We start from the raw sequence: 12,396 nt of genomic DNA, 5'->3' as shown, positions 1-12,396 counted from the left end.
CCGGCGCTCGTGGCACCGCTCAGGTACGCCGGGTCACGCGTCGGACCAGGCGGTCGCCCGTGATTTGCACGGTCGATACGAGTGCGATCAGGATCACGATCACGGTCACCATGACGGTGGTGTCGAAACGCTGATAGCCATAGCGGATCGCGAGATCGCCGAGCCCGCCCGCGCCGACGGCGCCCGCCATCGCGGTCGATCCGATCAGCGCGACGACGGTGATCGTGAAACCGCCGAGCATGCCGGGCAACGCCTCCGGCAACAGCACGTGCCACACGATGTGGCGGCGTTTCGCGCCCATCGCGAGCGCGGCCTCGATCAGCCCGCGATCGACTTCGCGCAGGCTCACTTCGGCAATCCGCGCGAAGAACGGAATCGCGGCGATCGACAGCGGCACGACGGCCGCCCATACGCCGATCGTCGTGCCGATCAGCACGCGCGTGAACGGCAGCAGCGCGACGAGCAGGATGATGAACGGTGTCGAGCGGAACACGTTGACGAGCGCGCCGAGCACCGCGTTCACGCCACGCCGCGCGTAGATGCCGCCGGGCGCGGTCGTCACGAGGACCACCGCGAGCGGGATGCCGATCAGCGCGGCGATCGCGGCCGATGCGGCGACCATCGACAGCGTGTCGCGGATCGCGTCGAGCAGTTCGGGCCACCAGAGTTCAAACATAGCCGAGCACCTCCGCATGATTCGCGTGGCGGCGCGCACGTTCGAGCAACGCGGCGACCGCGCCGCCGCGTGCCGGCGACTGCCCTGCTTCGTCCGCGCGCGGCGAAGCCGCGATCACGAGACGCCCCTGCGCACGCCCCTGGATCCGCTCGATCCCGCCGTGCAGGAAGCGCACCGAGCCGCCGAGCGCGGCCGCGAGCGCGCCGACGTCCGGTTCGCCGCCGCTTTCGCCCGTATAGCGGACGTCCAGCACGACCTGCGCGCCGTCGGGCAGCGCGGCCTGCTCGGGCAACGGCTGCACACGCGCGGCCAGTTCAGCCGGCAGGTCGTGCACGAGCGTGCTGAGCAGCGCGCGCGTCGCGCCGTGGCGCGGATCGCCGAACACGCGCCACACCGGCCCCGTTTCGACGACCTCGCCCTGTTCGATCACCGCGACCGTATCGCATACCGCGCGGATCACTTCCATCTCGTGCGTGATCAGTACGATCGTCAGCCCAAGGCGGCGGTTGATATCGGCAAGCAGCGCGAGGATCGCTTGCGTCGTCTCGGGATCGAGCGCCGACGTCGCCTCGTCGCACAGCAGCACCTCCGGGTCGTGCACCAGCGCCCGCGCGATGCCGACGCGCTGCTTCTGGCCGCCCGACAGGCTCGCCGGATACGCGTCCCGCTTCGCGGCGAGCCCGACGAGGTCGAGCAGCGCCTCGGCCCTGCGCGTGCGCTCGGCCTTCGGCACGCCGGCGATCTTCAGCGGCAGCGCGACGTTCTCGAACACCGTCTTCGCCGACAGCAGGTTGAAATGCTGGAACACCATCCCGGTGCGACGCCGCAGTGCGACAAGCCCGTCCTCGTCGAGCGCGCCGACGTCGACGCCCTGCACGCGCACGCTGCCCGAACTCGGGCGTTCGAGGCCGTTGACGAGCCGCAGCAGCGTCGACTTGCCGGCACCGCTGCGGCCGATGATGCCGAACACCTCGCCGCGCCGCACGTCGAGCGTCACGTCGCGCAGCGCGGCGGCCTGGCCGCGCGGCGACGCGAACACCTTGCCGACGTGCGCGAGCGACACGGCGGTGCCGTCGGCGCGTGCGGCTGCTCCGTCATGCGACGCATGCGACGCATGCGCCTCCGTGCCAACGCCCGCCCCAGCCCGCACGGCGGACGTCTCGATGAAACCCAGCGTATCGAACAATTGCGTCATCGCTTAGCTCCGTCACGTTCATGCATGCGCGGGATGCGCGGGTTCCGGCGCCGGCACGGCGGCCGGCCGGTGCCGCGCGCCCGTGTGCCAGGCCGGCAGGCGCGCGCCGGCGCCGAACAGCTTCTCGCGCAGCGTCGGTGCGGGATCGTAGTCTTCCTTGTAGATGCCGCGGTTCTGCAGCTCGGGCACGACCCAGTCGACGAAATCCTCGAACGACTCGGGCATCACGGTGCGCGTCAGGTTGAAACCGTCGATGCCCGTCTCGTCGATCCACGACTGCAGTTCGTCCGCGACCTGCGACGGCGAACCGACGATCGGCGCATAGCGGCCGCCGAGCGACATCTGTTCGAGCATCCGGCGCACGGTCCACGTGCCGGTCGTGCTCTTGCGCGAGATCGCGTCGACGGCCGACTGGATCGAATCGGTCTTCACGTACGAGATCGGCTCGTCGAGGCCGTACTTCGAGAAGTCGATCCCGGTCGAGCTCGCGAAATGCGCGAGGCCGGCTTCCGGGCTCGCGTAGCGCCGGTATTCGTCGAACTTCTCGCGAGCGAGCCGTTCGGTCTCGGCGGTCACGACGCTCACGCCCGCAAAAATCCTGATCGATGCCGGATCACGCCCCTGCCGCGCGGCGGCCGCGCGAATATCGAGCGCCGCCGCGCGCGCGGCGGCCTTGCTCTGCCCGTTCACGAATACGCACTCCGCATGCCGCCCGGCGAACTCGACGCCGCGCGCGGACGAACCGGCCTGGTACAGCACCGGCGTGCGCTGCAGCGACGGTTCGCTCAGGTGGATCGCGTCGACCGAATAGAACGGCCCGTCGTGCTTCACGCGCCGCACCTTGCCCGGCTGCGCGAACACGCGCGCCTGAGCGTCGCGGATCACCGCGTCGTCGTCCCAGCTCTGTTCCCACAGCTTGTAGACGACCTCCATATAGTCGTCCGCGCGTTCGTAGCGGTCGTCGTGGCCGATCTGCTGCGCGAGGCCCATGCCGCGCGCGGCGCTGTCGAGATAGCCGGTCACGATGTTCCAGCCGACGCGCCCCTTCGTCAGGTGGTCGAGCGTCGACATGCGGCGCGCGAACAGGTAAGGCGGCTCGTAGGTCAGGTTCGCGGTCACGCCGAAGCCGAGATGTTGCGTGACCTGCGCCATCGCGGGCACGAGCAGCAGTGGATCGTTGACGGGCACTTGCACCGATTCGCGCAGCGCGGTGTCCGGGCCGCCGCCGAACACGTCGTATACGCCAACGATGTCCGCGAGAAAGATCCCGTCGAACTTGCCGCGCTCGAGCGTCTTCGCGAGATCGGCCCAGTAGTCGAGATCGGTGTAGTGCGCGGAGCGGTCGCGCGGATGCGTCCACAGCCCGTGGTTGATGTGCCCGACGCAGTTCATGTTGAACGCGTTGAGCAGGATCTTCTTGCGGTTCGCCGTCGTCATGTCGCCCCCCGTCACCACGCGATCGCGTACAGCGAGCCGAACGCGTTGTCGAGCGCACGGCGCACCGCGGGCGAGTGCTGGTAGATCGCGATGAACTTCCGGATGCGCGGATCGTTCACGCTCTCGGGCCGCACGACCCACTGGATCGCGAAGTTCTTGTTCTCGGTGCCGTCGAACAGCAGCGCGCTGTTCGGGTCGGTCGTGCCGGCGAGCTTGATGAAGCTCGGGTAGCCCTGCGCGAGGTCGACGTCGTCCAGCGAGCGCGCGAGCTGCGACGCCTCGAGCGGGATGATCTTCAGATGCTTCGGGTTGGACACGATGTCATGCGTCGTCGCGCGGTAATCGGTGCCCGGTTTCAGCGTGATGAGGCCCGCGCGCTGCAGCAGCAACAGCCCGCGCCCGCCGTTCACAGGATCGTTCGCGATCGCGACGCGCGCGCCGTCCTTCAGCTCGGCAAAGCTTTTCACCTTCTTCGAATAGAGGCCGATCTTCATGATCGTGCCCGGCGCGATCGAGACGAAGTCGTAGCCGCCCTGCTTCTTCGCGTTCTCGAGAAACGGGATGTGCTGGAAATAGTTGACGTCGATGTCCTTGTTCGCGAGCGCCGCGTTCGGCGTATTCCAGTCGGTGAACTCGACGATCCGCACGTCGAGGCCCTGCGCCTTCGCCTCCTTCGCGGCGACCTTCAGCGCGTCGATCTGCGGGCTCGTCGAGAGGCCGACCTTCAACGGCGCGGTGTCGGCGCGGGCGCCATTCAGCATCACGACGCCGAGCAGCGCGGCTGCCAGCAGGCGGGCCACACGGCCGGCAGAAAAGGGGGCGAAAAAAACGGCACGCAGCATGGGAACCACTCTCCTGTCCAAAGACGGTATCGACGGATGAGCGACGCCGCGGCGAACGCGCGGGCGTTCTCCGGACAGTCGTCGTCGCATCGGAAAAGGTCAGCCGATGATAGAGAGCGGCGGGAAGGCGGTCTACGAAGCGATTGTGCGAAGAAAATCGCGTGCGGCGATATGGCGCGCGATTCGATGCGCAATCCGACGTGCGGGCGGGTGCCCGGCCGGCCATCCGGCCGAAATCTCGGCCTGCCCGACGGGCGGATTCCGAAATCTCGGCCAGCCTGTCGCGGCAACCCTTTCCGCAGACGAAACAAATCCCATATAAATCAATGCATTAAAAATATTCCACCAGGCCGGATTCCTGGCACGGGGGTTGCGTAATAGACGGCACACGATGCCGCGACGCAACGCAGGCATTCCAACACCAGGAGACACGTCTTGCAGACCTCTATCCATACCCAATCCCGTCCTGAGGCCATTGCCGAAGCCGGTCCCGCCACGCGCGAACGCTTCTGGCCGGAAGGCTGGTGGAAGCTGATGGAAATCCGCATCGGCATCATCCCGCTGCCGGTCTACGTGATCCTGTTCGGGCTGATCGTCGGTTTCGCGGTCACGGGCAAGGTGCCCGGCGAGATCTCGATGGCGATCGCCGTGCTCGCGTTCTTCGGCTTCACCTGCGCCGAACTCGGCAAGCGCCTGCCGCTGCTGCGCAACATCGGCGCGGCCGCGATCTTCGCGACCTTCGTGCCGTCGGCGCTCACCTACTACCACGTGCTGCCGAAGCCGGTGCTGAACCTGACCGTCGAGTTCACGAAGTCGACGAACTTCCTGTACCTGTTCATCGCGTCGATCATCGTCGGCAGCATCCTGAGCATGGACCGGCGCGTGCTGATCCAGGGCTTCGTGAAGATCTTCATTCCGCTCGCCGCCGGTTCGGTCGCCGCGGCGATCGTCGGCACGGCGGTCGGCACCGCGCTCGGCCTCGGCGCGCGCCACACGCTGCTGTACATCGTCGTGCCGATCATGGCGGGCGGCGTCGGCGAAGGCGCGATTCCGCTGTCGATCGGCTATTCGGAACTGATGCACCTGCCGCAGGGCGAGATGTTCGCGATGGTGCTGCCGCCGGTGATGCTCGGCAGCCTGACCGCGATCATCCTGTCGGGCGCGCTCGACATGCTCGGCAAGCGCCTGCCGCACCTGACCGGCAACGGCCGCCTGCAGGTCGGCGAAACCGGTGACATGACGCCGGAAAACGAAGAGATCCGCGGCCACGTCGACGTCACGCACATCGCGGGCGCCGGCATCACCGCGATCACGCTGTACCTCGTCGGCCTGATGGCGCACAAGCTGTTCGGCCTGCCCGCGCCGGTCGCGATGCTGTTCCTCGCGGTGCTGGTGAAGCTCGCGCGCGCGGTGTCGCCGCCGCTGCAGGAAGGCGCGTTCGTCGTCTACAAGTTCTTCTCGACCGCCGTCACGTATCCGCTGCTGTTCGCGATCGGCGTCGCGATGACGCCGTGGGACAAGCTGACCGCCGCGTTCACGATCGTCAACGTCGTCACGATCGTGTCGACCGTCGCGACGCTGATGGGCACCGGTTTCGTGGTCGGCCGCCTGCTGAAGATGTACCCTATCGACACCGCAATCGTGAACGCCTGCCACAGCGGGCAAGGCGGCACCGGCGACGTCGCGATCCTGACCGCCGCGAACCGGATGCAGTTGATGCCGTTCGCGCAGATCGCGACGCGCATCGGCGGCGCGATCGTCGTCACGGTGACGCTGATCCTGGTCGCGCACTTCGGATGACGCGCCGCTGCGCGCACCGTCGCGCCGGCCAGGCCGGCGCGCGGCGCGCGTCGTTCGGGGCGTCGCTCCGGACGACCGGTTGCGGGCTTCGATGAGGGCGAACGTGCAGAAGAGTTTCAAGGGCATCCCGTGGTGGGGCTGGGCGTCGGCCGCCGTGCTGTATGTCGGCGTGGCGGGCGCGGCCGTCGATTTCGCGTGGGAACGCGCGATCGATGCACTCGAGGAAACCGGCGCGCACCGGCTCGACCTGTATGCGTCGAGCCTGAAGAGCGAGCTCGGCCGCTTCGAGATCCTGCCCGGCCTGGTCGCGCGGCAGGACAGCGTCCGCGCGATGCTGAAGGCCGCACCACACGACGCGCCCGACCTCGTCCATTCGGTCAACACCTATCTCGAAGCCGTGAACCGCGACGCGGGCAGCGGCGCCGTCGACGTGATCGACCTGCGCGGCGAAGTGATCGCCGCCAGCAACTGGAACGAGACGATCAGCTTCGTCGGCACCAACGTGTCGTACCGGCCGTACTTCAAGGACGCGCTCGCGCGCGGCAGCGGCCGCTTCTTCGGCATCGGCACCAACACCGGCGTGCCGGGCGTCTACTTCGCCAGCGCGGTGCGCGCCGACGGCGCGGCGATCGGCGTGGCCGCCGTGAAGATCAGCGTCGATCCGCTCGAATCGGCGTGGCGCGCGCCGGGCGTCGCCGCGATGGTCGTCGACAGCAATGGCGTCGTCGTGATCTCGACCGAACCCGCATGGAAATTCACCGCGCTGCGCCCGATCACCGCGCAGCAGCAGCGCGACATCCAGGCGTCGCGGCAATACGCGGGCCGCACGGTCGACGCGCTGCCGTACCGCCATATCGGCGACCGCAGCGCGGCCGCGTGGTTCGGCACCTTCCCCGATCCGCGCCACGCCGGCCGCACCACGCGCTATCTCGTGATGTCGCGCCCCGCGCCGCAGGCCGGCGATTCGCTGATGGTGCTGCTCGACATCGCGGGCGCGCGGCGCCAGCAGCAGACGGCCTTCGTGTTCGTCACCGGCGCGTTCCTGATCGCCGCGCTGCTGGCCGGCTACGCGATCCAGCGCCGCCGGGCGATCGTCGCGCGGCTGAACGCGCAGGACGCGCTGCGGCGCGCGAACGACCAGCTCGAGCTGACCGTCGCGCAGCGCACGGCCGCGCTGACGGCCGCGAACGAACGCATGCAGCGCGAGATCGCCGAACGCGAGCGCACCGAGCAGCGGCTGCGCGCGTCGCAGCAGGAAGTCGTGCACGCCGGCAAGCTCGCGGTGCTCGGGCAGATGGCCGCCGGCCTCACGCACGAGCTGAACCAGCCGCTCGTCGCGATCCGCACGCTGTGCGACAACGCGCGCACGTTCTTCGAGCGCGGCCAGCCGGCGCCGGCGCTCGCCAATCTCGAACGGATCGGCAAGCTCGTCGACAGCATGGCCGTGCTCACCGGCGAGCTGAAGACCTTCGCGCGCAAGCCCGACGTCGAGCGCGTCGCGGTCTCGCTGAACGAGGCCGTCGCGCATGCGCGGCTCATCTACGATGCGCGGATCCGCGACGAAGGCGTGCAGCTCGACGTGAACATCGCACCCGGCACCACGGTGTCCGCGGAATCGAGCCAGTTGCAGCAGGTGATCGTGAACCTGCTCGGCAATGCGCTCGACGCGGTGCACGGCGCGCCCGTGCGGCGCATCGTCATCGAGGCCGCCGGGCCGGACGAAACCGGCCGCGTGCGCTTCACGGTCGCCGACAGCGGCGCGGGCATCGCGCCCGAGGTGCTGCCGCACCTGTTCGAGCCGTTCGTCACGACCAAGCCGCGCGGCCAGGGCCTCGGGCTTGGCCTCGCGATCACGTCGCGCATCGTCGAGGCGTTCGGCGCGAAGATCGCCGCGACGAACCGCGACGAAGGCGGCGCGCAGTTCAGTATCGAATTCGCGGCGGCAACGCTGCAAAGGACAGAGCATGGAAGATGAGATTCGGGTGCTGGTCGTCGAGGACGATGAGAACGTCCGGATCGGCGTCGAGCAGGCGGTTGCGCTGGCCGGCTTCGCGGTCGACGCATTCGCATCAGCCGCCGACGCGCTGCATCACGTCGCGCCCGGCGCGCCGGTCGTGATCGTGTCGGACGTGCGGATGCCGGGCATCGACGGGCTGCAGCTGCTCGATCGCGTGATGGCCATCGACGCGCAGATCCCGGTCGTGCTGATCAGCGGCCACGCCGATATCTCGACGGCCGTCGGCGCGATGCAGGTCGGCGCGTACGACTTCATCGAGAAGCCGTTTTCTTCGGACGTGATCGCGGGGCGCGTCGCGCGCGCGGTCGAGAAACGCCGCCTGACGCTCGAGGTGCAAGGGCTGCGCGCCGCACTGAACAACTGGCAGGGCATCGAGGCGTTCGTGCTCGGCAAGTCGCCCGCGATGGCCGACGTGCGCAAGAAGATCCTGCGCCTCGCCGATACGTCGGTGTCGGTGCTGATCACCGGCGAGACGGGCACCGGCAAGGAACTGATCGCGCGCAGCCTGCACGACTTCGGCGGACGGCGCGACGCGCATTTCGTTGCGCTGAACTGCGGCGGCCTGCCGGAGCAGATCTTCGAGAGCGAGCTGTTCGGTCATGAAGCCGGCGCATTCACCGGCGCGATCAAGAAACGCATCGGCAAGATCGAATGGGCGGACGGCGGCACGCTGTTCCTCGACGAGATCGAGACGATGCCGATCCCGCTGCAGGTCAAGATGCTGCGCGTGCTGCAGGAGCGCGTGGTCGAGCGGCTCGGTGCGAACGAGCTGATTCCGGTCGACTGCCGCGTGGTTGCCGCGTCGAAAGCCGATCTCGCCGAGCTCGCGGCCGACGACCGTTTTCGCGCGGACTTGCTGTATCGCCTCAACGTTGCGCAAATCGAACTGCCGCCGCTGCGCGAGCGGCGCGAGGACGTGCCGCTGCTGTTCGAGCATTTCGTGCTCGCGGCCGCGCGGCGCTTCGGGCAGCCGGCGCCGGTCGTCACGGCTGCGCAGGTGTCCGAACTGATGACGCACGCCTGGCCCGGCAACGTGCGCGAGCTGCAGAACGTGGCCGACCGCTTCGTGCTCGGCCTGACCGGCGACAGCCTGCTGTCCTCCGACGAAACGCCGGCTGCGGGCGGCACGCTCGCGGAACAGCTCGCATATTTCGAGCGGATGCTGATCGAGGACATGCTGCAGCGTCACAACGGCAACGTCGCGGAGGCGAGCGAAGCGCTCGGGATGCCGAAGAAGACGCTCTATCACAAGCTGCGCAACCTGCGGATTCCCGCGCGCGGCGACGCGGCGGCCGACGGCGGCGAATGACGCGAACGAGGATACGCACCCCAGCATGGATCGCATCGACATCACCGAACGCGGCCGTATCGACGGCCACCTGATCCGCGGCGTCACCCGCGCGCGGAAAACCTTCCGCCCGAGCGACTGGCCCGAGCGCCTCGCGGGCGTCATCACGCTGTTCGTCGGCGAACGGCGGCCCGGCTATCCGTGCGCGCTGTCGCGGCTCGCGATGCCCGTCGTCGACGGCGGCGTCAAATGCCTGTTCGTGTCGGACGAATTGCGCACGGTATGCGCGGACGCATTCGACTTCGCGATGCAGTTCGCCGCCGACAACGACCTCCCCGTCGAGCTTCAGACCGCGCCGGCGCTGGCGGTGCGGTGAAACGCGGGCTGCTTTCGCGGCTCGCGTCCTCCCCTTTTTCAACGGTTGCGATGCGCGGGTGCGCAGGCCGCCGCACGCCCGTTTCAGGCCTGTCCGGCTTCGCGACTAATCGTTAGACGATTGAAAGCATCGACACCCCTCCCCCTCCGACAAGGGTTTGCGACCGATCCATCAATAAAATTGATCGTCACGATGAAAATTATGCGTTTTCCTTGCAGGTCGCCGTGATGCATAGTTGCGTCGTGTTGACGCACCTTTGAGTCTTTCAGTCATGAACATGCGAATCGAGCCGTCCGTGCTCGCGAACCCCGACCTGCAATTTGCGACGCTTTCGTCAGGCATCAGCCTGCCGTATGTCGAGCGGGGCAGCGGCGCGCCGATGGTGTTCGTGCACGGCTCGCTGTGCGACTACCGCTACTGGGATCCGCAGCTCGCCTCGCTGTCGGCCCACTACCGCTGCATCGCGCCGAGCCTGAGCCACTACTGGCCGGCCGTCGAAGCGGGCATCCAGGACGAGTTCAGCTGGCAGAACCATGTCGACGAGCTCGCCGAATTCATCGACGCGCTCGATCTCGGCCCCGTGCACCTGGTCGGCCACTCGCGCGGCGGCAGCGTCGCGTTCAACGTCGCGCGCCAGCATCCGCACCTCGTCGAGTCGCTGACGCTCGCCGATCCGGGCGGCCCGCTGCAACAGCCGGGCGTGCGCGAAGCCGCGCTGCCCGCCGCCGCGATCGCGCTGCGCACGAAGGCCGTGAACCTGATCGGGCAAGGCGACGTCGAATCGGGCCTCGAGATGTTTGTCGATTCCGTGAGCCTGCCCGGCGCGTGGAAGAAGAGCACGTCGCGCTTCCGCACGATGGCGATCGACAACGCGAGCACGCTGCCGAAGCAGTTGCAAGATCCGTTGCCCGCATATTCGCAGCACACGGCCGGCGACATCGCATGCCGCACGCTGCTGATCGATGGCCAGCGCAGCCCGAAGATGTTCCGCAACAACGTCGAAACGCTGTCGCAGTGGATCGGCAATGCGCAACGGCAGACCGTCGCCGGCGCGTCGCACGGGATGAATGCGGCAAGCCCCGCCGTGTTCAACCGCTTCGTGCACGAGTTCGTCGCCGCGTAAGTGCTCTCGGGCGGCTTCTGCGCCGCCCGTTCTCCTCGCTGTTCAACGACGATGCGAACTCGCGCCGCATCGCCGCTTCTTCAACCGCTGTCCCGTCAATCTGCCTGCGCAATTCAGCCAGCGCGGCTCACCATGCAGCCGGCTCCGCCTTGCGCGTCACAGCATCCGGCAACCCGAACACGCTGTCGAACGCCCAGTTGTACACGTACGTGAAGATCGGGAAGAACACGATCAGCACCGCGTCGTACAGGAATGCCTGCAGCAGCGACACGTCGAGCCACCACGCGATCAGCGGAATCAGGAACGTCACGAGCGCGACCTGGAACCCGATCGCATGCAGCACGCGGCGCCCGACCGTGCGTGTCGTCGCAGCACGCCGCCGCTCCCACGCCTCGAACGCGAGGTTGTACAGGAAATTGACGGTGACGCCCGTCGTCGAGATCATCACGCCCAGCAGGCCGCTAGCCTCCGCGCTCGCGCCGCTCAGCATGCCGAGCCCCGTCGACGCCATCAGGATGCCGAGCACCTCGAACATCACGACGTGGACTATGCGTCTTTTCCACCCGTGCATGAACCGCTCCCGTCGAATCGAACAAGGTGGCGAGACTAGCAGCGGGTACCCTGTCCGCAAAAGTCAGGTCCTTTCAATTTTTCTGACAGGAGGCCACGCATGCTGACCAGCGATCACATCGACATGCTGCTGACCGTCATCGACAAAGGCTCGTTTTCCGCGGCGCGCGCGCTCGGCCGCACGCCGTCGGCGGTCAGCATGGCGATCGCGAACCTCGAGGCCGAACTGGGCCTCGTGCTGTTCGACCGCGGCACGCGCGAACCGACGCCCACCGCCGCGATGGCCGCGCTGCTGCCTGACGCGCGCTCGATCGCCGAACGGCTGCAAGCGCTGCGTGCGCATGCGCAGCATTTGTCGGAGGGAGTCGAGGACACGCTGCGGCTCGGGCTCGCGGCCGAAATCGACGGCGCGCCGATTGCGCGTGCGCTGACGGCCGTCGCGGCGAAATATCCGGCGCTCGCGGTCAGCCTCGTCCGGCGCCTCAGGATGCGATCGTCGACGCGCTGCATCGCGGCGCCGTCGATCTTTGCGTCGCGTACGGCGGGCTCGATCTTCATCCGCAGGAACAGATTCACGCGCTGTGGACCGAGGCGTTGATCGCGGTCGCCGCGCCCGGCCATCCGGCGATTGCGGAAGCCGCGCATCCGGAGGCGATCGAGCGATTGTCGGGGTTTCGGCAGATCGTGATCGCCGAGCCGGAGCGGCCGTTGACCGACGTGCGGCCGCTGATCGGCAACCGCACGTGGAAAGTGACCGACATGGCGACCGCGATCGCGCTCGTGAAGGCCGGTCATGGCTGGGCCAATTTGCCGGAATCGGTCATCGGCCGGTATGTGGCCGACGACGAACTCGCACCGCTCGTGTTCGCAAACATCCGCAATGGATTGCCGCTACCCGTGTACTTGCGACGGCCGAAGCATACGGGGCTCGGCAAGGCGGCGAGCGGGCGCACGCGCTGCGCGCCGAACGCAACGCCGGATCGCCGGATCGCACACGCACGCACGAGGCGTTGCCGGATTAACCCGTCCTGACGATTATCAACAATCTAGCCGGCTGCGATCCCAAGCGGCC

At 67.9% G+C, this 12,396-nt stretch carries 10 protein-coding genes and 1 pseudogene; 6 read left to right on the top strand and 5 right to left on the bottom strand.

Annotation, left to right across the window (positions count from 1 at the left end; translation table 11 throughout):
- Nucleotides 1–19: 19 nt before the first annotated feature.
- Genes DIE06_RS06175 through DIE06_RS06160 form a run of 4 tightly spaced genes read right to left on the bottom strand, consistent with a single transcriptional unit; the run spans nucleotide 20 to nucleotide 4,150 of the window.
- Nucleotides 20–676, bottom strand: a complete 657-nt coding sequence (locus tag DIE06_RS06175; RefSeq protein WP_124660623.1) for a methionine ABC transporter permease — start codon at nucleotides 674–676, stop codon at nucleotides 20–22.
- Nucleotides 669–1,871, bottom strand: coding sequence for a methionine ABC transporter ATP-binding protein (locus DIE06_RS06170; RefSeq protein ID WP_124660622.1), 1,203 nt, complete (start codon nucleotides 1,869–1,871; stop codon nucleotides 669–671). Before DIE06_RS06170 ends, DIE06_RS06175 begins: the two co-directional genes overlap by 8 nt.
- A gap of 18 nt (nucleotides 1,872–1,889) precedes the next feature.
- A complete protein-coding gene (locus DIE06_RS06165; RefSeq protein ID WP_124660621.1) occupies nucleotides 1,890–3,308 on the bottom strand; it encodes an LLM class flavin-dependent oxidoreductase in 1,419 nt (472 codons plus the stop codon).
- 11 nt (nucleotides 3,309–3,319) lie between these two features.
- Nucleotides 3,320–4,150: a MetQ/NlpA family ABC transporter substrate-binding protein gene (locus DIE06_RS06160; protein ID WP_124660620.1), complete on the bottom strand. Its 831-nt coding sequence runs from the start codon at nucleotides 4,148–4,150 to the stop codon at nucleotides 3,320–3,322.
- 435 nt (nucleotides 4,151–4,585) lie between these two features.
- On the opposite strand from DIE06_RS06160, the gene DIE06_RS06150 reads away from it, so the two are divergent.
- The 5 genes from DIE06_RS06150 to DIE06_RS06130 all read left to right on the top strand — a co-directional run bounded on the left by DIE06_RS06150 (nucleotide 4,586) and on the right by DIE06_RS06130 (nucleotide 10,754).
- On the top strand, nucleotides 4,586–5,950 hold the full coding sequence (locus DIE06_RS06150; protein ID WP_124660619.1) for a 2-hydroxycarboxylate transporter family protein: 1,365 nt from the start codon (nucleotides 4,586–4,588) through the stop codon (nucleotides 5,948–5,950).
- Between the two features lie 91 nt (nucleotides 5,951–6,041).
- Nucleotides 6,042–7,925 (top strand): ATP-binding protein, encoded by a 1,884-nt coding sequence (locus DIE06_RS06145; RefSeq protein WP_124660618.1) that lies wholly within the window; start codon nucleotides 6,042–6,044, stop codon nucleotides 7,923–7,925.
- Nucleotides 7,915–9,276: a sigma-54 dependent transcriptional regulator gene (locus tag DIE06_RS06140; RefSeq protein WP_124660617.1), complete on the top strand. Its 1,362-nt coding sequence runs from the start codon at nucleotides 7,915–7,917 to the stop codon at nucleotides 9,274–9,276. The genes DIE06_RS06145 and DIE06_RS06140 overlap by 11 nt, the downstream gene beginning before the upstream one ends.
- A 25-nt stretch (nucleotides 9,277–9,301) precedes the next feature.
- On the top strand, nucleotides 9,302–9,631 hold the full coding sequence (locus DIE06_RS06135) for a DUF3579 domain-containing protein (protein WP_124660616.1): 330 nt from the start codon (nucleotides 9,302–9,304) through the stop codon (nucleotides 9,629–9,631).
- Nucleotides 9,632–9,902: 271 nt separating this feature from the next.
- A complete protein-coding gene (locus DIE06_RS06130; protein ID WP_124660615.1) occupies nucleotides 9,903–10,754 on the top strand; it encodes an alpha/beta fold hydrolase in 852 nt (283 codons plus the stop codon).
- 127 nt (nucleotides 10,755–10,881) lie between these two features.
- Here the strand turns inward: DIE06_RS06130 and DIE06_RS06125 are convergent, their stop codons facing one another.
- Entirely contained in the window at nucleotides 10,882–11,325 is a 444-nt protein-coding gene (locus DIE06_RS06125) for a PACE efflux transporter (RefSeq protein WP_124660614.1), read from the bottom strand.
- A gap of 99 nt (nucleotides 11,326–11,424) precedes the next feature.
- Between DIE06_RS06125 and DIE06_RS06120 the strand changes: the two are divergent.
- Nucleotides 11,425–12,356 (top strand): annotated as a pseudogene (locus DIE06_RS06120) (LysR family transcriptional regulator).
- The last annotated feature ends 40 nt before the right edge of the window (nucleotides 12,357–12,396 follow it).

Source organism: Burkholderia sp. Bp8998 (assembly GCF_003854235.1).
Lineage (GTDB): Bacteria > Pseudomonadota > Gammaproteobacteria > Burkholderiales > Burkholderiaceae > Burkholderia.
This window is presented reverse-complemented; position numbering and strand designations above follow the sequence as displayed.

Bases quoted from the DNA above. Each gene is read 5' to 3' on its own strand.
- DIE06_RS06130 (WP_124660615.1), top strand. From the start codon at position 9,903: ATGAACATGCGAATCGAGCCGTCCGTGCTCGCGAACCCCGACCTGCAA.
- DIE06_RS06135 (WP_124660616.1), top strand. From the start codon at position 9,302: ATGGATCGCATCGACATCACCGAACGCGGCCGTATCGACGGCCACCTG.
- DIE06_RS06175 (WP_124660623.1), bottom strand. From the start codon at position 676: ATGTTTGAACTCTGGTGGCCCGAACTGCTCGACGCGATCCGCGACACG.
- DIE06_RS06170 (WP_124660622.1), bottom strand. From the start codon at position 1,871: ATGACGCAATTGTTCGATACGCTGGGTTTCATCGAGACGTCCGCCGTG.
- DIE06_RS06145 (WP_124660618.1), top strand. From the start codon at position 6,042: ATGAGGGCGAACGTGCAGAAGAGTTTCAAGGGCATCCCGTGGTGGGGC.
- DIE06_RS06165 (WP_124660621.1), bottom strand. From the start codon at position 3,308: ATGACGACGGCGAACCGCAAGAAGATCCTGCTCAACGCGTTCAACATG.
- DIE06_RS06160 (WP_124660620.1), bottom strand. From the start codon at position 4,150: ATGCTGCGTGCCGTTTTTTTCGCCCCCTTTTCTGCCGGCCGTGTGGCC.
- DIE06_RS06125 (WP_124660614.1), bottom strand. From the start codon at position 11,325: ATGCACGGGTGGAAAAGACGCATAGTCCACGTCGTGATGTTCGAGGTG.
- DIE06_RS06140 (WP_124660617.1), top strand. From the start codon at position 7,915: ATGGAAGATGAGATTCGGGTGCTGGTCGTCGAGGACGATGAGAACGTC.